The sequence below is a fragment of the Bacillus sp. TH30 genome, from assembly GCF_016650875.1.
Taxonomy (GTDB): Bacteria; Bacillota; Bacilli; order Bacillales; family Bacillaceae_G; genus Bacillus_A; species Bacillus_A mycoides.
Genome location: NZ_JAEKEY010000002.1, coordinates 1,620,280 through 1,641,011, shown reverse-complemented (window position 1 = coordinate 1,641,011; position 20,732 = coordinate 1,620,280). Strand labels below are relative to the sequence as shown.

Here is a 20,732-nt window from a genome sequence, read left to right as displayed (position 1 = left end):
GTGGGGGTCTTACTGTCCGGAAAATAGCGGGATAAGTTAAAACCTGAAATAAATAAATGGATTATATGTTGAGTTAATCAAGTACATAACCGAAATCATAAATAATGTTAGTAATAATATAGGACGTACAAATTGCATCGTGAACATATACGTTTTTGGCTCAAGTTCTAGTATGTTTTTAATTCGTTTTAAAATTGGTGTCGCTGCGATAAAGGCAATGATAAATATGACAATGTATTCATGTATATATAGCATTGTGTTGTCATCGATGAAAGATTGCCTTTGCATGCCAAACATCGCTTTTAAATATTGGAACGAGTAGGCGAAGTTATCAGCTCGGAAGAAGACCCAACCGATCATAACGATTAATAATACGTATGCATGTTGCAGCGGTTTCCATAGTTTGTTTAATATTTTTTCGAATCCAGCTTTTTCAATTGAAATAATAAAGCCGTAATATAAGCCCCAGGCGATAAATGTCCAGCTCGCCCCGTGCCATAAACCAGTTAACCCCCATACGATGAAGAGGTTACGATAATTTGCTAGTTTTGAAACGCGGTTTCCGCCGAGCGGGATATATATGTAATCGCGGAACCAAGAGCCGAGTGTAATATGCCATCTTCTCCAAAACTCTGAAATAGATTTAGAGATATATGGGTAGTTGAAGTTTTTCGGGAAATCAAAGCCGAACATTTTTCCGAGTCCGATTGCCATATCAGAGTATCCTGAGAAATCGAAATAAATTTGCAGGGTATAGGCAATTATACCAATCCATGCCGTTCCAACACTCATTTCAGATGGTGGTAAGGCAAAAATTTTATCAGCGACAAACCCAACTTGGTTAGCGATTAATATTTTTTTTGCTAGTCCGAGAACGAAAATTTGAATACCTTCTGTGAATCGTTCAAAAGAATGGATGCGCGTTTTAATTTGCTCAGCGACGATATTGTAACGAACAATTGGTCCGGCAATAAGCTGAGGGAAAATAGAGATATATAGCGCTAAGTTAAGTGGATTTTTTTGAACATCCCCATCTTTACGGTATATATCGATGACATAGGACATCGCTTGGAATGTATAAAATGAAATTCCAATTGGTAGTGGAATAGGCTCCACATGGATAGATAAATGTAAAGCGTTGTTTAAAATGTCTGTGAAAAATGAAATATACTTAAAATAAGAAAGTAATAGTATATTTCCAACTACAGCCATAATTAAAAATGTGACTTTCATATTTTTTCGTTTATCATAATGATGCACGAGTAGGCCAAAGCAGTAGTTTAATACAATGGAAAAGAGCATTAAAAGAACGAAACGCGGTTCGCCCCATGCATAGAAAATTAAACTAAATGCAAGTAATACGAAATTACGTAGCTCGGCACGCACTATAAAATAGAGAAATAATACGAGAGGTAAAAAGATAAATAAGAAAATCGAACTACTAAATACCAAAGGACTCTCCTCACTTTTTTCGAAATACATTTCGTGCAAAAAAAACCGACATATCTATTATATATTCTTTTATATAATAGTGCCTTTAATATTTTAGCATGTTAATAATTCGATTAAAATAATTATTCTATATAAATAGATTCTAATTTAATACATAAGAAAGGTGGGCAATTCAGTGTTTTTTTAAATGGAAAAGAAGGTATTTGAGTGATTTATGGGGATTATTAATTTTGAGATAAGAGAAGTGACATAACTAAGGAGGAGAATAGGGAGTAAATTCGGATTGTATGGCAAATTTATCGTGGAAGAAAGTAATCGAGATATATTAGCAGACATTTTGTTAGAGGTGAAGGAATCAATGCAGTCATTAGGGATACTTGTGAAGTGTATATTGTAAGTACTTCTAATGATGAGCCGAATGCTGTATATGTTTTTGAAGTATGGAGTAATGAAGACGCACACAAAGCATCTTTAACGTTAGAGTCTACACAAAATTTAATTAAGCGAGCAAAACCAATTATTACTGGAGTAGAAAGAATTAGTACTTTGAATGCTAGAGGCGGTAAAGGATTGGAATAAAAAAGAAGCAGCATCCATTTGGATGCTGCTTCTTTTTTATTCCACCTCTAAATCAACAATTAAGTAAGCGAGTATAACAACGAAGAAAATACTAACGGCTGGCGCTGTTAATACGTGCCCGGACATAAAGGCAACTCCAAGTGATAGTACAACGGTGCTAGCTAATAGCATATATTTCACAGTTAATATTTTCTTAAAGTTTGTTATGATGCTGAGTAATAATTTAATACCGAAGTAAAGGAATGGTACGAAGTAAATAAGAGAACCGATGATTCCGAACGCAAAGAATATGTCATGGAAGTCCATTTCGATTAATTTAATTTTAACCGTATAGTTACCAGCATAGCCCATTCCGAATAATTTTTGTGATAGTGGTGCGTCTTTATAGTATTGTTTGTATACTTTTAAAAACTTATCGCGATCACTGTAAATTAAACTTTTGACCTCAGAGTCTGTTAGTTCACCTTTTGCATGTTTTTTCTCTGCGTCAGGATCTTCTTTAATTATTTTTCCTTCTTTTCTATCTTTTTCTTCTTGTACTGATTTTTTGTATTCGTATATTTGCATGTGGATGCCCATATTTTTTGCGATAGGAGTATGCGGTGTAAGGGCAATTAAACCTCCTAGTATAATAGCGGCAACAACTGTATTTACGAGATATGTGAATCCTTTTCCTTCTTTTTTGCGATGAACCATATATTCAATGAATGAGAATAAAAGTGCCACGCCAAGCGTTAGAACAATTGCACCATATCCTACTTTCGTTCCGACCATAATACTTGCATACATCGCGAGTATTGTTGGAATCCAGTAATAGATTTTCGAGAAAGAAGTTGTTTTATGAATCGAATATAACACTACGATTGGGAACATAATTGCAAAAATAGAACTTAAATCATTTCCAGCAAAGAACCAACCTCTTGAACCAATTTTTGAGTGAGGGTAGCTTGGGAAATCTGTACCAGTTTGCATTGCAACAATCAGTGTGATACTTAAAATTAAAGTTGCATATAAGAAATATGTAATGATTTTATGAAACGTATATTCTTTATTTTTTAATTCTTTAAAGACGATAATATATCCAAACAGTAGCACAATTGGATATATGCTCTTTAAAATAAATTTCACTTCTTCGCCAAATGAAACTGGGGATTTAATCATCATATTATTTGCAAGACCAATTGCTAGTACGATACCGAGTAGGCATAAATAGAGAATGTACTTTTTCGCTCCATGTTGATTTCTATGAAGAAGTAGATAACCTAATGCAAGAAGCATAAAGGCGAAACGGACTACGATTCCAACTGTTGCGCTCATGTGTAATACATAGATTGAAAAAGACGTTAATAAATCTAAAATTGGTTGAAACACAATGAATAGCAATAGGAAATGCGGGAAGTAGTTATCCGTTTGTTTCAACTTATTAACCATATATTCCTCCATTTCTTCATTCCTTTAGTTCAATACCCAAGAGATGGGGATAAAAGCCTTATTTACATAATAAGGCGAATGAATTTCAATATTTGTTTTTTTGCATCAAACTTAAGAATACACCATTTCATTGTAATGGTAAATAGATGAAAAGCATTGATAAACCGACTTTAATTTCTATATTTTTTAACGAAATTGTATGTTTTATACGGAGATATATACAAATTATGAGGTTATTAGACAGAAAATTGAGAAAAAAGAAGGATTTTTAACATGCTTTCTATAATTATATAAGTATAATCTTTATGTTGAAAAGAGGGGTATATATAATGGAAGTAACAAGTAAAACAGAATCTGTTGTTGTGAAATATGAAGGGCGCGTAGCAACGGTTATGGTCAATCGTCCAGAGGTTTTAAATGCATTAGATGAACCAACGTTAAAAGAGTTATTACAAAAGTTGAAAGAAGTGGCGGAAAGTTCTGTTCACGTTGTTGTGTTGTGCGGAAGTGGCCGTGGTTTTTCTGCGGGTGGAGATATTAAATCAATGCTTTCAAGTAATGATGAAAGTAAGTTTGAAGGCATCATGAATACAATTTCTGAAATCGTTGTGACGTTATATACGATGCCGAAGCTTGTTATTAGTGCAATTCATGGGCCGACTGCTGGACTTGGATTAAGTATTGCATTAACAGCTGATTATGTCATGGCAGATATATCATCAGTTATTGCGATGAACTTTATTGGAATCGCTTTAATTCCAGATGGTGGTGGCCATTTCTTCCTTCAAAAGCGCGTCGGTGAAAATATGACGAAGAAAATCATTTGGGAAGGGAAGAAATTATCAGCGACAGAAGCGCTAGATATCGGTTTAATTGATGAAGTAATCGGTGAGGATTTCCAAACGGCTGTGAAGCAAAAAATTAATGAATGGTTACAAAAACCAATCAAGGCGATGATTCAAACGAAACAAATTTTATGTGAAGTGAATCGTTCTAATTTAGAACAAACGCTTCAGCTCGAAAAGCGTGGTCAATATGCGATGAGACAAACAGCGGACCATAAAGAAGGTATTGCAGCTTTTCTAGAAAAACGTTTACCAGCATTTAAAGGGGAATAAAGTGAAACTTTAATCCGTGGGGATTTGTTTATCCCCCGCGGATTATTAGTCTTACTGCCCGTTAATTCGAGATAAAGGGAAGAAAGTGCTAACACATTTTAGTATAATTGTGTTAGCACTTTTTTTAGGAGTAATAAATGAAGAAAATTATCGGTGTTATCGTTATTATTTTACTTACATATTATGCTTTGCATAGTACACCATCTCTTGCGGTACGGACTGCATTATTCTTTGAGGGACATCCAACTGTTGCTTTCTCTGGTGAAGTGAAGAAAGAACGGGATGTGAAAAAGGAGGCGATTCCTGATGAGTACCAAACCTTATACGGTGATAAGAAAGAAGAACCAGAGCATTACTTCTTCCCGGTAGTAAAGGCGCACGGATCAGGAATTGATATGTTAAGTGCTTGTGTGAAAAAAGAGTGGTTTTTCTATAAAGCAGAGCTTGGGTGTTATTAAAAGTGGGAGGAAAAGTGATGTCAACTTATAACAGATTAGTAAGAGATCGTGTCCCGGAGAAAATTTTGATGTCTGGAAAAACATATACAGCACAAAAATTAACAGGACAAGCTTACATACAAGCGCTAGCGAAAATTGGTACAGAAGAAATTCGTGAATTTGCTTCGATGAAAGAGCGTGAACATGCGCTAGATTCACTTGCAGATGCACTTGAAATTATTATTTCATTAGCGCGTGCAGAAGGTGCAACAATGGAAGATGTAGAGCTTATTCGTAAGCAGAAAGAAGAAGAGCGCGGCGGATTTACAAGAGGGATTTATTTGATGGACGTTTCGGAAGAGTAGTTTTATCCCGCTATTTGCGGGCAGTAAGACCCCAACTCAAAATTCGGCGAATGCGAAGGAGTCGGGCTGCCCGTAAAAGCCCGATTGATGCGGGCTGATTAAAGTTTCACTTTATAGAAAAAGCACAGTGTTAATGGAGATAATGCGGTGCTTTTTTGTCATTGAGATTAGGATAAAGTGAATTTTATTATAATTTAGAAAATTAAACTATATGAGTAGAGGTTTTATCGTAATTTCGCTATACTAAATAGTAGAGAAAATGAGGAGGAAACGACAATGGCACATCATACGAAAGAAACGATGGAACTTATTAAGGAGCTTGTCTCTATTCCAAGTCCATCTGGAAACACGGCGAAAATTATTAGTTTTATTGAAAACTATGTAAGTGAGTGGAATGTAGAGACGAAGCGTAATAATAAAGGCGCTCTTATTTTAACGGTTAAAGGAAAGAATGATGAGCAGCATCGTTTATTAACTGCACACGTTGATACGTTAGGTGCGATGGTGAAAGAAATTAAGCCTGACGGTCGTCTTCGTCTATCTATGATTGGTGGATTTCGCTGGAACTCTGTAGAAGGGGAATATTGCGAAATTGAAACGTCAAGCGGTAAGAAATATACAGGTACAATTTTAATGCATCAAACTTCTGTCCATGTGTACAAAGATGCAGGGGAAGCGAAGCGCGATGAGAAAAATATTGAAGTGCGTATTGATGAGCGTGTCTTTTCAGCTGATGAAGTACGTGAGTTAGGAATTGAAGTAGGAGACTTCGTTTCATTTGATCCACGCGTTCAAATTACAGAGAGTGGATACATAAAATCACGTCATTTAGACGATAAAGTAAGTGTAGCAATTCTATTAAAATTGATTAAAAGATTGCAAGATGAAAAGGTAACATTGCCATATACAACACATTTCTTAATTTCTAATAATGAAGAAATTGGATACGGTGGAAACTCAAATATTCCAGGAGAAACGGTAGAATATTTAGCAGTTGATATGGGAGCGTTAGGTGATGGACAAACATCTGATGAATATACAGTATCCATTTGTGCGAAAGACTCTAGCGGTCCATACCATTACGCTTTACGTAAACATTTAGTTGAACTGGCGAAAGCGAACGCTATTGAATATAAAGTGGATATTTATCCATACTACGGATCAGACGCATCAGCTGCGATTCGCGCCGGATTTGATGTGAAACATGCGTTAATTGGAGCTGGTATTGATTCTTCTCACGCATTTGAGCGTACGCATGAAAGCTCAATTGCACATACAGAAGCACTTGTTTATGCATATGTGTTATCAGAAATGATAGTAGAATAGTGAGCGGGTGGTTGATTCTATGAATCAGCCACTTTTTTGTGTATAAAAACTACTTAAATTGTATTTTATTTTACAATATTAAGAAAGTAGGTTTACTACAGAATTCTAGTATTATAAAATGATAGAGGCGCACTAATTTTTTTTGTTCGGATTTATTATGATTTGCATATTAAGATTACGCGTTATTATAAATGGTTTTTGAGAGGAGTATTATTTTTTATGAAGTATCGTGCAGTCGCGGCTGGTATTTTAGCCGCAAGTTTATTATCATCTCCAGTAAGTAGTTTCGCAGCAGGGAAAAAGTTTTCGGATGTTCCTACATGGGCGCAGGAATCGGTTGACTATTTAGTAGGGAAAAAAGCGCTTGATGGAAAACCAGACGGAACGTTTTCTCCATCTGAAGCAGTAGATAAAGGATCAGCTGCAAAAATATTAGCAGCAGTTCTTGGCTTACCAATTGATCCAAAAGCGAAACCATCTTTTAAAGATTCGCAAGATCATTGGGCAGCACCATATATTGCTGCGGTAGAAAAAGCGGGTGTAATTAATGGAGATGGTACTGGGAAATTCAATCCATCAAGCCAAATTAACCGTGCATCAATGGCATCTATGCTTGTACAAGCATATTCATTAGATAAGAAAATTATTGGAGAACTTCCAACGCAGTTTAAAGATTTGGAACCTCATTGGGGTAAGAAACAAGCTAATATTTTAGTTGCTTTAGAGATTTCAATAGGTACAGGAAATGGCTGGAATCCTGACGGTATTGTAACTCGTGCTGAAGCAGCTCAGTTCATCGCAATGGCAGATAAAAATAAAACAAATACATCGAAAAGAATGTATATGAATAGAAACTTTATTACATATCATCAAGCATCGTTATCATCTGGTATTACTGACGTTCAACATAAGCCACAAATGATTGAAGTGAAAGAGCAAAGAGCGGACGGTTGGTTGAAGGTTGTAACGAGTAAAGGTGAGAAGTGGACACCATTACAAGAAAAAACAGAGTCTATTAATCAAGAATTCACTACATATCAAGAAGCTTCACATACGTCTACAGTGGCAGGCACACATAAAGCACAACAAGTAACTGTTATTGAAGAAAAAGATAGCTGGATTCGTATCCGTATGGGGGCTGGTTTCCAATGGGTGGATAAAAATCAATTAAACCCAGTGAAGCAAGGTAACTTCCTAGAAGGTAAAGCGATTATTATTGATCCAGGTCATGGTGGAATTGATTCGGGGAACCCTGGTTATTATGAGAAAGAAAGTAAAACCGTATTAGATGTATCATTACGATTACAGAAAATATTTGAGAAAAAGACACCGTTTACTGTGTTGTTAACTCGTGAGAATGATACACGTCCAGGAAACACTGCAGCTGAGTCTTTACAAAAACGTGTAGAATTTGCTCAGGCAAATAAAGGTGATATTTTTGTAAGTATTCATGGTAATGGTACGGATAGTAAACAAGGACAAGGTACAGAAACATTCTACTATGAATCAGCGACAGCAAGAGGGACAAACCCGAATGTATCAGAAAGTCGTTTATTAGCAGAGAAAATTCAAGAGCGTCTTGTAGATGCACTTGGAACAAAAGATCGCGGTGTGAAGAAAGGCGATTTATATGTAATTAGAGAAAATACGATGCCAGCTGTATTAGCAGAATTAGCATTTGTAGATAATAAAAGCGATGCTGATAAAATTGCTACACCAGAACAGAGACAAAGTGCAGCAGAAGCTATTTATCAAGGTATTTTAGATTACTACGAAGCAATGGGTAACAACGTATCTTCTTTCCGTTAATGAATAAAAGAGATTGCCATAGGCAGTCTCTTTTTATTTATAAAACAAATTATAAAGGTTTCTCTTTATTTCGGGCATATGATATCATTTAATTTTATATGAAAAAAGTATTTGAGTAATTTTGATCATAACAATTTTAAACGATAAAGGATGATAATAGATTGAGTAATCATAGTAAAACACCTGCATGTATATATACGTATGCATTTCGCGAAGAGGAGCGTGCTTTATGTTACTTGGAAATGCGCTCGTTCTTTGGGATGGAGTCTCACGTTAATATTTTAAAAAGTGAAGTCAAGATTGCTCCGAGTAGAAGTCCGTTTATTAAAGAGCGCGTCGAGGTTATGTATGAAGGGGACGACTTAGAAAGCATTTTAAAACAAGTGGAACAAATTGATTTAGCGGGAGCGACATTCAAAGTTATCTTCGTTAAAATCAATGATCTTGGTAAAGAAAATAAAATTGAATATGGAGAAAGACGCCTTATTGAACGAGACCTCGGTATGCATATTGAAGGAGAAGCGGATGTTCGTAATCCAGAGCGTGTATTCGGAATTGTTCCTCTTGGAGGACGCTGGTACTTCGGACACTATGTAGAAAGTGATCCAGTTTGGTATCATCACATAAAAAAACCGCATAGCTATTCGACATCACTGAGCACACGTGTTGCTAGAGCTGTCGCAAATATCGCTGTACCAAACCCAGAGGGAGTACGAGCGATTGACCCGTGCTGCGGAATTGGAACAGTAGTAGTAGAAGCACTTTCTATGGGAATTAACATCGTTGGTAGAGATATAAATCCACTTGTGGTTCTTGGAACGAGAAAAAACATCGCACATTTCGGGTTTGAAGGAACAGTAACAAAAGGACCGATTGAAGAACTGACTGAGAACTACGACGTTGCGATTATCGATATGCCGTACGATCTATTTACGCACGCAACGCCAGAAGATCAACTCTCAATTCTTTCAAGTGCGCGCCGTATTGCAAAAAAAGTAGTCGTTGTCACGATGGAAACAATGGACGACATGATTCATGAAGCGGGATTTGAAATTACAGACCGCTGTATCACAAGAAAAGGATCATTTTCTAGACAAATTCTTGTTTGTGAATAAGAAAGAAAGGTCACCCGTTTGGGTGACCTTTTTTGGTTTGTATTGATGTGTGATTGGTTGGTGGAATGGAGGGATGATTTGGCGGGATTTGTTGATAAGTCGATATTTTATGTCGAATCGCTGATATATTCAGAGAATCAACCGATATCAAATTACTCTTCTTTCGTTGTCTCTTGTTGTGCGATTAATAAATTGCGTAATACGTGTGCGCGGTAACTTTCTAGTTTTCGTCCCTCATGATAGCGAACACCTAATTTTTTTAGCTCAGCTACGTACCAGCCTTTCGTTCCGTAATACATGAGACCACTTCCTTCTTTCTTTTGAACAGTATATGTGCCTGGGCGAGAGAATTTTCTTGTTTATTCATGAAATTTGCGGAGTTTAATATTGAATATTCGGTTTATTTTCATTATGATTAACTTATTATCGGATGACAGTGATTAGCCTCGCTGTAAGCCCGAATGCCTTTTTGAAAATGAATAGAGGAACAACTTCTTTCCACTTGAACTTCCTTAGCAGAAGTACGAGCTATAAGGATAAGGGTAGTAAAATTCAATGCAAATGTGTACATTGTTTTTCTGGCTCTTAACATAGTAATGGAGGATGAAATATGCGTAAAGGGACTTTTTTTATGGCAGGACATTCGAGACTTCCGAAAGGGATGGCTGTTCGCAGTATGTACGAGACACTAACAATTACAATTGAGGCAGATCATAAATATCATGTCATTATTGAAGCGTCATGTACGCTTGCGACAGAGCATGGTAGAGACTTCGTTGCTCAAATTTTGAGAGGACATAGTTTGCAAGATGGTATTGAAGAAATCGTTCAAGATATTACGGATCATTATCAAGGAAAAGCGCAAAATGCGATCGTCAGTGCGGTAAAAGATTTACATCGCCAATATGTAAGTTATTTAAATGATGAACAGCCCAGAGGAGAGTACGAGGAAACAACACCATAAAAACTATCTAGTTTACAACCATAAACGAGAGCCAGTTGTATTTCTTTTAAAGAGATACGACTGGCTTATTTTATTGAGGAGGCAAGGAATATGAAAAAGTTAAATGAAGTTCAAGTTGTAAAACAAGAGACGAAAAAAAGAGGATGTACGGAAAGTAAGGGGATTTGTAACATGTGTAAAGTATGTCGAGAAAATAATAAAAAACGAATTGACAGTTAGAAAATTTTGAATTATTATTTAATTAATAAGATCCATACGAGAAATTAGCCTTCTCTATATTCGATCTTGCTTTCCTGTTTTGCAAATATTTCCATACAAACTGTCTATTATTATTGTACTTTAAGAGATTAAAGAACACTCGTAATTATGAGCCAGTTGTACGTTTCTACGATTTTATGTCGTGGTATGCGTATGACTGGCTTTTTCGTTGTTAGGACAGTAAGACCGAATCTCAGCATAAGAAGATAAGGATAACTGTCTGTAAAAAACGTCAATAAGTTCTTCATATTTAAATTAGGGAGGAATTGAAATGTCGATTATTACAGAACAAAATGCAAAGATGAAATTTGCAAAGAAATATGAGGGGTATGAGATTGTTCCTCATCCAGAGCATAAGCGTTTATATCATATTGTTTTAAATCAGCAATTGCTTAAGCAGTTTTTTGAAGAGGTAAAAGAGCATTCAGAGCAGTCATTACAATACATTCCTTATTCTCGGTTTAATCTTGCGGATGGAATGAGAAAGATTTTTGGGCAATCATTTATGGATAACATTCGCGGCATTATTCATGATCGTGAAACGGGCGGATTTACAATTGGGGTACAAGGTGAAACGTCAGATCCAGCAGACTACGTGAAATTTGCAACAGCATTAACACATTTAATCGGGGAGCCGAACTTTGATGCAATGACAGGAACGTATTATGCTAGGTTTAATGTGAAAGATACGGATAGTAGTGATTCTTACCTTCGTCAAGCGTACCGATTGTTTACACTGCATACAGACGGTACATTCGTTGATGAGCCGACAGATTGGCTTCTTATGATGAAAATTGAAGAGCAAAATGCAGTAGGCGGAGAATCTCGTTTACTACATTTAGATGATTGGGAAGACCTTCAGAAATTTAGAAATCATTCGCTCGCATCTGTTAAGGTTACGTATAAAGCACCACCAAGTAAGAATGCGCAAGAAATCGTCTATCGTGAAACATTTTTTGACGTAAATAACGCACCATGTATTTGCTTTATTGATCAGTTCGCTTATCCAGATAATATTGAACAAGCAAACTATCTGAAAGACTTATCATATTCTGTTGAAAACTCACCAGCAACACATGCATTGAAATTACCAATTGGTGACTTAGTTCTTTTAAACAACTTATTTTGGATGCACGGAAGAGCTGCATTTGAGAAAAATAAAGATTTATATAGAGAACTAATGCGTCAACGTGGTTGTTTTTCTAAATAAGTTTGTACGGCGGGTCTTAAAAAAGGCCTGCCTTTCATCATATTAAGGGGGAAGTAGGATGTATGACTTTATAATTATTGGCGGAGGAATTGTTGGGCTTTCAACGGGAATGGCTTTAACGAAAAAATTCCCTCGTGCGAAAATCGCAATCATTGAAAAAGAAAAGGAACTTGCACATCATCAAACTGGACATAATAGCGGAGTAATTCATTCTGGAATTTATTATAAACCAGGGAGTTATAAAGCGAAGTTTGCCAAAGAAGGAAATGCAGCTATGGTTCAATTTTGTAAAGAAAATGACATCGCTTATGACATGTGCGGAAAAGTAATTGTCGCTACAGAAAAGGACGAACTTCCTCTTTTACATAACTTATATGAAAGGGGCTTACAAAACGATTTACATATTGAAAAAATAGGTAAGGAAGAATTAGCTGAAATTGAACCTCATGTAAAGGGACTAGGAGCAATCCGTGTTCCTTCTTGCGGAATTGCTGATTATAGAGGAGTAAGCTATGCATTCGCTCGCTTAATTCAAGAAAGCGGGGGAGAAGTACATTTAGGAACAGCCGCAGAGCGTATTACTGAGAAGAAAGACGCCGTAACAATTGAGACGAATCAAGGTGTATTTAAAACGAAATTTCTCATTAACTGCGACGGATTACATAGTGATCGTATTGCGAAAAAGACAGGTATATTAACGGATATGAAAATTGTTCCGTTTCGTGGTGAATATTATGAACTTGTCCCAGAAAAACGCCATCTTGTAAAACATTTAATTTATCCAGTTCCAAATCCAGAATTTCCGTTTTTAGGTGTTCATTTCACAAGAATGATAAACGGGGATGTACATGCAGGACCAAATGCCGTATTAAGCTTCAAACGCGAAGGCTATACGAAAACAGACTTCAACATAAAAGACTTCATGGAAACAATGACATACACAGGATTTTGGAAAATGGCGATGCCAAATATGAAAGAAGGCATAAAAGAAATGGTGCGCTCATTCAGTAAACAATCATTCCTAAAAAGCTTGCAGCGCTTAATACCAGAGCTTACAGAGAAAGATATCGTGCCAACCCATGCAGGAGTAAGGGCACAAGCCATTTTATCAAACGGAAATATGGTTGATGACTTTTGTATTATCCCCGGCATCAATTCTCTGCACATTTGCAATGCACCATCTCCAGCGGCAACGGCTAGTATAAAGATTGGTGAGGAGATTGCTAAGCAAGTGCCAGATGTGGTGGCGGTTAGGGTTTGATGGGTCAGGGTGATTTGAGTCATAAATCCGCCTCGTTTTGAAGCGTAATATTACCGTGAATCATGAATTTGAAGAATCCCTTCTCACAAAGTGAAGCTTTAATCAGTGGTAGTTTTTCCTTAGCATTAGGACTACGAAATTGAAAAATATTTAAAGAAAATACGATATCACTTCTATTTCTAGTTTATTAAAGTAGGCTTTATAGTAAGGATTTCTAAAAATATAAAGGAGGGATATGCTTTGTTTCCAGGTACTTTATATGAAACACATGTTAAAACAAAAAATTTAGAAGTGGCAAAAGAGTTTTATACTAAACTTGGATTATTTCATGCTCGCACTATTGAAGAACGCCGTGTAGCTTTCTTTTGGTTTGATAAAGAAAATAAGAAGGAACAAATGCTGGGCATTTGGGAAGTATCGGAAGAAGCATTCCATACAAGTCACTTTGCATTCAAGGTTAACTATGAAGAAATCATTCATGCAAGAGAATGGCTTCTTAATAAAGGAATAAACCCAAGGGCTGCTTTCGGTCTTGAACCTTCCGAGCCTATGGTTCAAACGTGGACACCTAGTGCAAATCTTTATTTTTACGATCCTGACGGCAATTCTTTAGAATTTCTATGTTTACTTCCTGAAAAGAAAAAAGTAAAACAAGATGTCATGTATTTGAGTGAGTGGGAAAGCTTGGGGAGTGAAGAATAAATTCGATTTTAAACTCGAATTTCGCAAAGCTATTTTAAAGGGAACCATAACCTTATCTAAGTGGCAAAGTTATGGTTTAAATCACCCCCTGAGTTTTCGGGGGGTCTTTTTGTTTTGGGGCTAATAATCACCTACTGTATAAAAAAATAGACAGTAGTATGTATTTTTCAAAAAATGTATACAGATTTATCCCGCATTAACTGCCCGTAAAAGCCCGATTGGTGTGGGCTAATAATCAGTGGGGGATGAAGACCCTCCGACTGATTAAAGTTTCACTTTATACTCTATGCGTTGGCATGATACTTGCAATGAAAATAGTATTAACATATAGGGGAGAGATAGAAATGAAGGTTAGTAAAATATACACAACAATTGATGCTCACGTAGCTGGGGAACCACTTCGAATCATTACGGGCGGGGTAGCAGAAATAAAAGGAGAAACGCAGCTGGAAAGACGCGCATACTGCATGGAACATTTGGATCATCTTCGTGAGGTTCTTATGTATGAACCGAGAGGACATCACGGAATGTACGGTTGTATCATTACTCCGCCCGCAAGTCCTCATGCTGATTTTGGCGTATTATTTATGCACAATGAAGGCTGGAGTACGATGTGTGGTCACGGAATTATCGCTGTTATTACAGTTGGAATTGAAACAGGTATGTTTGAAGTGACAGGGGAAAAACAAAAATTCATTATTGATAGCCCTGCCGGGGAAGTTATTGCGTATGCAACATTTAACGGGAGCGAAGTAGAGTCAGTATCATTTGAAAACGTTCCTTCGTTCGTATATAAGAAAGACGTTCCTATCAAAATAGATGACTATGAATTTCAAGTAGATATCGCGTTTGGCGGAGCATTCTACGCTGTAGTGGATAGTAAAGAGTTTGGTTTGAAAGTCGATTTTAAAGATTTAGCTGCAATTCAAACGTGGGGCGGTAAAATTAAACACTACATTGAAAGTCAAATGGAAGTAAAACATCCACTTGAAGAAGATTTAAAAGGAATATACGGAGTTATTTTCTCAGATGAACCGAAAGGAAAAGACGCTACTTTACGAAATGTAACGATCTTTGCTGATGGGCAAGTAGACCGTTCCCCTTGCGGCACAGGAACTTCCGCAAGAATCGCGACTCTTTTTGAAAAAGATGCCTTACAAAAAAGAGAGATGTTCATCCACGAATGCATTACTGACGGCCAATTTGAGGGAGAAGTATTGTCGGTAACAGCGGTAGATACATATGAAGCTGTCGTTCCGAAAGTAACGGGGAATGCATTTATTACAGGATTTCATCAGTTCGTTGTAGATCCGAGGGATGATTTGAATCGGGGATTTTTGTTAGGATAAGAGGAGGAGGTGGAAAGATATGCTAGTCATAAGCGCGAACGAACAACGAAACTTAGTAAATATGAATGAAGTCATTGAATACGCGGCGCTTGCTTTAAAAGAGTTTTCCGCAGAAAGAACGATCACACCAATTCGTGGCTCATTACCATTTGCGAACGAGCAAAATACCGCATTAATTATGCCTTCAGTAGCGGAAGGACTCGAAGTGCTTGGTTTAAAAGTAGTAACGGTAGCTCCGCATAATAAAGAGATAGGAAAGAAAACGATAAACGGGATCGTTATGCTATCAGACTTTCAAACGGGAGAACCACTCTCACTTTTAGAAGGATCGTACTTAACGATGATTCGAACAGGAGCCTTATCAGGAGTAGCGACAAAACATTTAGCTCGTCATAACGCAAAAACTTTATGCATCATCGGTACCGGTGAACAAGCGGAAGGAATTGCAGAAGCTGTACTCGCGGTTAGGGATATTGAAAAAGTAATTTTGTACAACCGAACGGAAGAAAAAGCCTATGCATTCGCGCAATATATACAAGAGAAATTTAACAAACCAGCGTACGTTTACAGGGATCCAAATGAAGCAATAAGCGAAGCAGACATCATCGTCACAACAACGAATGCATCCACACCAGTCTTCTCAGAAAAACTACAAAAAGGCGTCCACATAAACGCCGTCGGTTCATTTAGACCGAGCATGCAAGAACTACCATCCCACGCCATCGCGAACGCAAACAAAGTAGTAGTCGAATCAAAAGAGGCAGCGCTAGAAGAAACAGGTGACCTTCAAGTTCCTATAAAAGAAGGATTATTTGAAGCGAGCGACATCCACGCCGAACTTGGTCAGATTATAAGCGGAGAAAAAGCTGGTAGAGAGAACGATGAAGAGATTACTATTTTTAAATCGGTTGGTTTGGCGGTAGTGGATATCGTCGTTGCGAAGTATTTGTATGAGAAGGCGGTGGAGCAGGGAGTTGGGAATAGGATTGAGTTTTGAGAGACTGCCTTTTGGTGGTCTTTTTAATTTTGGGGGATAAGTTACTTTATTTGGCGATTTATATATTTTTGTACATGAAAGTGTATTGGGGGTGTGGTGTTCTTTTGGTTTATAATGCGTGTATGTATTTCAAATGTGATGTGTAGTGTTTGCGAATGTTATAGTTTTTCTATGAAATATTTCCCAACACATTATATAATAGACCTTATATTAGGTAATAAGGAAAGGGGCATATATGACTATTCGGAAGATACATATAGATGAAGCTGTTCGAGAAATAGTTTTTGCAACCACTGAAAAGGAAAATCCTTTTTTCTTTATTGTAGGTGCAGGTATATCATCGGGCTCTGTGCCTGTGGCAAGTGAGATAATTACTAGATGTAAGAATAAATTAAATGTTAAAGATGGAGAAATTAATGTACTCAGAGGGGATAGTGCGGAAGAGTATTCCCAATGGTTGCAACAAGCATTTCCGCATTCAATTTCACGACAGAATTTTTTTAGAAATCTGATTGAAAATAAGCAAATTACAACTGCTAATTTTAAACTAGCTCATCTTCTGTCTGCGGGAAATTTAGCTAATATTGTAGTCACACCGAATTTTGATGATTTTTTATCTAGGGCTTTGACGTTATTTAACATAAAACATATTGTGTGTGATCACCCAGGTACGTCATTTAAAATCAATGTGGAACGAAGCGACATTCAGATAGTGCATGTACATGGCACTTACTTGTCTTATGATTGCTGTAATTTAACAAGTGAAATCAATGAGAGAAATCAAATATCGAACATTACGAATCGAACTATGGCATCTTTATTTGATAGGATAGCTGATACAAGGTCTCCAATTATTATTGGCTATAGTGGATGGGAAAATGATGTTGTTATGACATCTTTAAAGAAGAGATTGGAGATGCGTTTGCCATACAATCTTTATTGGTTTTGCTATAGTCATGATGCTTATAAAAATTTACCAGATTGGCTTGTGCATCACAATGATGTTGTGTTTGTTGTACCGAGTGAAAGGCGAAATGAGGACGCTTCCTTTACAGAACAATTACAAAAAAATAAAGTTCTAGATGCTAATATCGTTTTAGATAAAATAATAAGCGGACTAGATTTACCGGAGCCAGAAATTACTAGTGATCCAATAAATTTCTTTATAAAATTTATTGGTGGAAATGATTCAGTATCTAATGATTCAGTATCTAATGATGCATTTTTTCTTAATCATGTCGTAGAGAAGTTAAAGAAGCTAAGGGAGAATGAAGGCAAAGACCCTGATGAGACAGAAGATTATAATTTTTTCCAAACAACTAGACAATTTGTTCGTAGATCTCAGTATGATAAAGCATTAAAACTCTTGGATTCGATAAATATCAATAATTTAGACGAAAGACATAGAACTGAATTATTGCAAGTGCTTGCTACAATAATTTTTAACGTAGATACTGAAGACGATGAAAAGAAACAAGAAGCACTTTATGCACATGAACTTTTTGAAGAAACGATAAAATGCATAAAAAGTGAAAAAATAGAAGAGATAAAAAAGCATGCTGCTCCAATGTATATGTTAAAAGCCCAGTTATATCAAGATTTAGGTGAATTAGAAAAAGGTTTGGAAATTATTAATGAAGTATTAGAGAGAATTGATTTTTCCGCTGATGATTCTCGAAATGTTAAGAAATATTGGCATGCATATTCCCTTAAAGGGGAATTGCTTCTGGATTTAGGTAAGCCTTTAGAATCTATAGCTAGCTATAGTGAGTTAATCAGCATATTGGAAAAAATGGATATTTTAGAAGATGAACAGATTATGTGGAGCTCTTTATTGACGATAGGGATGATCTATGAGGAGGAATTACAAGATTTTCCTAACGCGGAAAAACTCTATACAAAATTGCTTGATTTAGATGAGAAATTGGATGAAAAAACATATGCCATAAGTTTATTCAAAAAAATTGGGGTTAATTTACAAAGAGAAGATTTCCTTAATGCTTTGAGTTTGCTAGAGCAATTTGAAAGCAAATTTATAGATACAAGGGAAACTCTGATAAAAAGGTTACTTGTTTCTTCTTTAGATAATAAATTAAAATTAGTTATAGCAAATGATGTTAGTGGTCCAGAAGTCATAGATACATGTAATAAAATAATTACGGTTTGTGCTGATATAGAGGAAAAAGAGGATTTTGATGAAATAGTATGTAATGCACAAATTAAAAAAGCTTTTATGTTGTATGACAAACACGATTATACAGGAGCCGCTAGTTGCTTTATAGACGCATTTGAATTGGGAAGTGACATAGCTGGTATAAATCTTGTTTATATGATTAGAAGGGGAGAATTTGATTATACTGTTGGGAAATACACTGTGGAAGAATTGCTAAAAAGAGGACTTGAAAACGAGGATGTATTTGCAATCATTAATCAGGCTCTGTATTTAGTTCAAAATAAATGGGATTTAGATTATTGGTTAAGAGCTGATACTTTAATAAGAGAAATGTCTGAATTGGCTTCTGATGAAATAGAGCGTGCTTTAGATTGGTGGATAAATTTAGCCGGTTTAAATGATGTAGAAGGTGATTTAGTAATTGGATGGCTATTACGACATCAATTAATAGAAGACCCTAAAGGGCTTACTTTAAGAGAGAGACTAGATAAAGCCAAAATTAATTGGTTTGTACAGGATTTTATGTATAATAAAGAGGAAAGTATGTTGAAAACGTTAAAATGAGATTAGAAAGTTAATTTTTAGTCATAAATATTGTTGATTTTATTTCGTATACTAGGTAATTGTGATACATAGAATGCAATTACTTTTAAATTCTAGGGTAGTCCTTAAGTTTTCTTGCATATAGTGGTCATGAGGTGATGAACTATGACTATGAAAACCTCTCCACTTAAACTAGGCAATGAAATGTACGGTACGATGAAAATTGAAAAAGCGTTTCTTGAAGCACTAGAAATGTATTTTATAAAACAGTAAGACAAAAAAACTCCTGGTTAATCAGGAGTTTTTTGTCTTGCTGAAGATGATAACATAGTAGAAATGGTTATTCAGTTTTATAGATCCATACATACTTTTCAACTATATAAGAATCCCAAGATTCCCATTCCCAAGGCGGTGGAGGGGAATCTTGATAAAAGATATTTAACCATTTAAGTGAATAATGATCGATTTTTAAAGAATGGTATAACGTGCTGGGAATTGGGAAAGCTTGCTGATACCCGCCACTACCTTTACTTGAATGATGGTAAATATGAAAATATTCATCTAGAGGTAACTTTTTTAAATCTGCAGTGTAGGACAGAAATCCATAGTTTTTTGCTGCTTCAAAGAAATTGATAAGGGATTTAATGTCTGGATATTTTTGGTTTTTATTTCGTTGTTTAATACAATGCAAAAGCTAGGAGTTAAATGAAGTTCATAAGCAGTTGTTGAACTCCATCGCATGGAAGAGCTCGAATTCTAAGAAAGCAGCCAACTTTTATACAAAGGATCGGCTGTTTTTCTGTTTATTTAATACTCTAAAGATACACATCTTAAAGAATATAAGATATTTATGTTCAAAATACCTTGGTAATTGATTAGGGAAATGAGTTTGGAAAATAGATTAATTTTATTTAGAGAAGAAGAACTTAGAAAAACATCTAATCATATTATTAATTTGAATGAAAATTTTAATATATATTAGTATTGGATTCTATTGGAGTTGTTTTTGTTTGTCCCTTATTTCCCAATTGGAGAACAAGGGAAAAAGTTTTATGAAGGAGTAAATTTAGACATCAAGTATGCAGCTTGTTTACCATTCTCGCCATTCTTCTGTTATGTCTTCTTCGGATTCTAAGCCAGCTATTCGTGCTGCTGTATCGATAAATTCATAGAGATCTTCTCTTTCCATTGTTTCGATAAAATAGTCATGTTCGATATTTAATTCATTTATATTAACAACTACTTCTTTAACGACTTGCATTATTTTGACTTCGGTTGGATTCTCTCCCAATAGCTCTAAATTGTTAATGTAAGTGTCGAGAACTTTATTTGTTGCACTTATATTTTCTTCAGTGAAAAATTCCCCATCTTCATCATGCTCAACCCATGGGGTTGTTGGTTTGTTTTTTTTCAATTCATCAAACGTCATGATAACCTCCTAAAAATGTTTTTTTATCTTTAATCTCATTCTACATTTTCAATTATATATAACAACCATTTCAGAGAAACTTTCTGTAGGCTGCTAGTTTTTTAACTCATTTTACGAGGCCATCTATTCGAGGTCTTTTTATTTTCTCCCCCGCATAAATATAGTTTATCCCGCATTAACGGGCAGTAAGACTCCCACCTCAAAATTCGGCGAA

The 20,732-nt window shown here is 35.9% G+C and carries 19 protein-coding genes; 15 read left to right on the top strand and 4 right to left on the bottom strand.

What is annotated here, in order from left to right:
• Positions 1–36: 36 nt before the first annotated feature.
• Positions 37–1,452, bottom strand: coding sequence for an MBOAT family O-acyltransferase (locus tag JFU20_RS10685; RefSeq protein WP_002166294.1), 1,416 nt, complete (start codon positions 1,450–1,452; stop codon positions 37–39).
• Between the two features lie 384 nt (positions 1,453–1,836).
• Here JFU20_RS10685 and JFU20_RS10680 point away from each other — a divergent pair, with 384 nt between their 5' ends.
• Positions 1,837–2,031 (top strand): putative quinol monooxygenase, encoded by a 195-nt coding sequence (locus JFU20_RS10680; RefSeq protein ID WP_002010910.1) that lies wholly within the window; start codon positions 1,837–1,839, stop codon positions 2,029–2,031.
• A 36-nt stretch (positions 2,032–2,067) separates the two neighbouring features.
• Here the strand turns inward: JFU20_RS10680 and JFU20_RS10675 are convergent, their stop codons facing one another.
• Entirely contained in the window at positions 2,068–3,462 is a 1,395-nt protein-coding gene (locus JFU20_RS10675; protein ID WP_002166293.1) for an O-antigen ligase family protein, read from the bottom strand.
• Between the two features lie 329 nt (positions 3,463–3,791).
• On the opposite strand from JFU20_RS10675, the gene JFU20_RS10670 reads away from it, so the two are divergent.
• The 6 genes from JFU20_RS10670 (at position 3,792) to JFU20_RS10645 (ending at position 9,632) form a co-directional block, all read left to right on the top strand.
• Positions 3,792–4,580, top strand: coding sequence for an enoyl-CoA hydratase (locus JFU20_RS10670; protein WP_002010905.1), 789 nt, complete (start codon positions 3,792–3,794; stop codon positions 4,578–4,580).
• Positions 4,581–4,717: 137 nt separating this feature from the next.
• Positions 4,718–5,038 carry a hypothetical protein gene (locus JFU20_RS10665; protein ID WP_002010902.1) on the top strand — a complete coding sequence of 107 codons (321 nt, stop codon included), beginning with the start codon at positions 4,718–4,720 and terminating at the stop codon, positions 5,036–5,038.
• Positions 5,039–5,055: 17 nt separating this feature from the next.
• The gene (locus tag JFU20_RS10660; protein WP_002125566.1) at positions 5,056–5,382 is read left to right on the top strand and encodes a nucleoside triphosphate pyrophosphohydrolase; all 327 of its coding nucleotides are present in this window, start codon (positions 5,056–5,058) and stop codon (positions 5,380–5,382) included.
• A 276-nt stretch (positions 5,383–5,658) separates the two neighbouring features.
• The gene (locus JFU20_RS10655; RefSeq protein WP_002010898.1) at positions 5,659–6,708 is read left to right on the top strand and encodes a M42 family metallopeptidase; all 1,050 of its coding nucleotides are present in this window, start codon (positions 5,659–5,661) and stop codon (positions 6,706–6,708) included.
• A gap of 219 nt (positions 6,709–6,927) precedes the next feature.
• On the top strand, positions 6,928–8,517 hold the full coding sequence (locus JFU20_RS10650) for an N-acetylmuramoyl-L-alanine amidase (protein ID WP_002010897.1): 1,590 nt from the start codon (positions 6,928–6,930) through the stop codon (positions 8,515–8,517).
• Positions 8,518–8,678: 161 nt separating this feature from the next.
• The gene (locus JFU20_RS10645; protein ID WP_002166292.1) at positions 8,679–9,632 is read left to right on the top strand and encodes a TRM11 family SAM-dependent methyltransferase; all 954 of its coding nucleotides are present in this window, start codon (positions 8,679–8,681) and stop codon (positions 9,630–9,632) included.
• 152 nt (positions 9,633–9,784) lie between these two features.
• On the opposite strand, the gene JFU20_RS10640 is transcribed toward JFU20_RS10645, so the two are convergent.
• On the bottom strand, positions 9,785–9,931 hold the full coding sequence (locus tag JFU20_RS10640) for a YflJ family protein (RefSeq protein ID WP_002010895.1): 147 nt from the start codon (positions 9,929–9,931) through the stop codon (positions 9,785–9,787).
• A 311-nt stretch (positions 9,932–10,242) separates the two neighbouring features.
• Between JFU20_RS10640 and JFU20_RS10635 the strand changes: the two genes are divergently transcribed.
• From JFU20_RS10635 to JFU20_RS10605, 8 genes are all read left to right on the top strand, one after another.
• The gene (locus JFU20_RS10635) at positions 10,243–10,596 is read left to right on the top strand and encodes a DUF3870 domain-containing protein (RefSeq protein WP_002010894.1); all 354 of its coding nucleotides are present in this window, start codon (positions 10,243–10,245) and stop codon (positions 10,594–10,596) included.
• Positions 10,597–10,686: 90 nt separating this feature from the next.
• Positions 10,687–10,815 carry a hypothetical protein gene (locus JFU20_RS30420; protein WP_002010892.1) on the top strand — a complete coding sequence of 43 codons (129 nt, stop codon included), beginning with the start codon at positions 10,687–10,689 and terminating at the stop codon, positions 10,813–10,815.
• Between the two features lie 310 nt (positions 10,816–11,125).
• Positions 11,126–12,064: a glutarate dioxygenase GlaH gene (gene glaH / locus JFU20_RS10630; protein ID WP_201038611.1), complete on the top strand. Its 939-nt coding sequence runs from the start codon at positions 11,126–11,128 to the stop codon at positions 12,062–12,064.
• Positions 12,065–12,122: 58 nt separating this feature from the next.
• Complete coding sequence (lhgO, locus tag JFU20_RS10625; RefSeq protein WP_201038610.1) at positions 12,123–13,325, top strand: L-2-hydroxyglutarate oxidase; 1,203 nt, start codon at positions 12,123–12,125, stop codon at positions 13,323–13,325.
• 240 nt (positions 13,326–13,565) lie between these two features.
• On the top strand, positions 13,566–14,027 hold the full coding sequence (locus JFU20_RS10620) for a VOC family protein (RefSeq protein WP_002010888.1): 462 nt from the start codon (positions 13,566–13,568) through the stop codon (positions 14,025–14,027).
• A gap of 296 nt (positions 14,028–14,323) precedes the next feature.
• A complete protein-coding gene (locus JFU20_RS10615; protein ID WP_002010887.1) occupies positions 14,324–15,376 on the top strand; it encodes a proline racemase family protein in 1,053 nt (350 codons plus the stop codon).
• A gap of 19 nt (positions 15,377–15,395) precedes the next feature.
• A complete protein-coding gene (locus tag JFU20_RS10610) occupies positions 15,396–16,373 on the top strand; it encodes an ornithine cyclodeaminase family protein (RefSeq protein ID WP_201038609.1) in 978 nt (325 codons plus the stop codon).
• Between the two features lie 235 nt (positions 16,374–16,608).
• Entirely contained in the window at positions 16,609–19,110 is a 2,502-nt protein-coding gene (locus JFU20_RS10605; RefSeq protein ID WP_201038608.1) for an SIR2 family protein, read from the top strand.
• Between the two features lie 1,069 nt (positions 19,111–20,179).
• Here the strand turns inward: JFU20_RS10605 and JFU20_RS10595 are convergent.
• A complete protein-coding gene (locus JFU20_RS10595; protein ID WP_201038607.1) occupies positions 20,180–20,518 on the bottom strand; it encodes a hypothetical protein in 339 nt (112 codons plus the stop codon).
• Between the last annotated feature and the right edge of the window lie 214 nt (positions 20,519–20,732).

Bases quoted from the DNA above. Each gene is read 5' to 3' on its own strand.
- JFU20_RS10650 (WP_002010897.1), top strand. From the start codon at position 6,928: ATGAAGTATCGTGCAGTCGCGGCTGGTATTTTAGCCGCAAGTTTATTA.
- JFU20_RS10675 (WP_002166293.1), bottom strand. From the start codon at position 3,462: ATGGTTAATAAGTTGAAACAAACGGATAACTACTTCCCGCATTTCCTA.
- JFU20_RS10655 (WP_002010898.1), top strand. From the start codon at position 5,659: ATGGCACATCATACGAAAGAAACGATGGAACTTATTAAGGAGCTTGTC.
- JFU20_RS10660 (WP_002125566.1), top strand. From the start codon at position 5,056: ATGTCAACTTATAACAGATTAGTAAGAGATCGTGTCCCGGAGAAAATT.
- JFU20_RS10635 (WP_002010894.1), top strand. From the start codon at position 10,243: ATGCGTAAAGGGACTTTTTTTATGGCAGGACATTCGAGACTTCCGAAA.
- JFU20_RS10605 (WP_201038608.1), top strand. From the start codon at position 16,609: ATGACTATTCGGAAGATACATATAGATGAAGCTGTTCGAGAAATAGTT.
- JFU20_RS10640 (WP_002010895.1), bottom strand. From the start codon at position 9,931: ATGTATTACGGAACGAAAGGCTGGTACGTAGCTGAGCTAAAAAAATTA.
- JFU20_RS10610 (WP_201038609.1), top strand. From the start codon at position 15,396: ATGCTAGTCATAAGCGCGAACGAACAACGAAACTTAGTAAATATGAAT.
- JFU20_RS10595 (WP_201038607.1), bottom strand. From the start codon at position 20,518: ATGACGTTTGATGAATTGAAAAAAAACAAACCAACAACCCCATGGGTT.
- lhgO (WP_201038610.1), top strand. From the start codon at position 12,123: ATGTATGACTTTATAATTATTGGCGGAGGAATTGTTGGGCTTTCAACG.
- glaH (WP_201038611.1), top strand. From the start codon at position 11,126: ATGTCGATTATTACAGAACAAAATGCAAAGATGAAATTTGCAAAGAAA.
- JFU20_RS10665 (WP_002010902.1), top strand. From the start codon at position 4,718: ATGAAGAAAATTATCGGTGTTATCGTTATTATTTTACTTACATATTAT.
- JFU20_RS30420 (WP_002010892.1), top strand. From the start codon at position 10,687: ATGAAAAAGTTAAATGAAGTTCAAGTTGTAAAACAAGAGACGAAAAAA.
- JFU20_RS10615 (WP_002010887.1), top strand. From the start codon at position 14,324: ATGATACTTGCAATGAAAATAGTATTAACATATAGGGGAGAGATAGAA.
- JFU20_RS10670 (WP_002010905.1), top strand. From the start codon at position 3,792: ATGGAAGTAACAAGTAAAACAGAATCTGTTGTTGTGAAATATGAAGGG.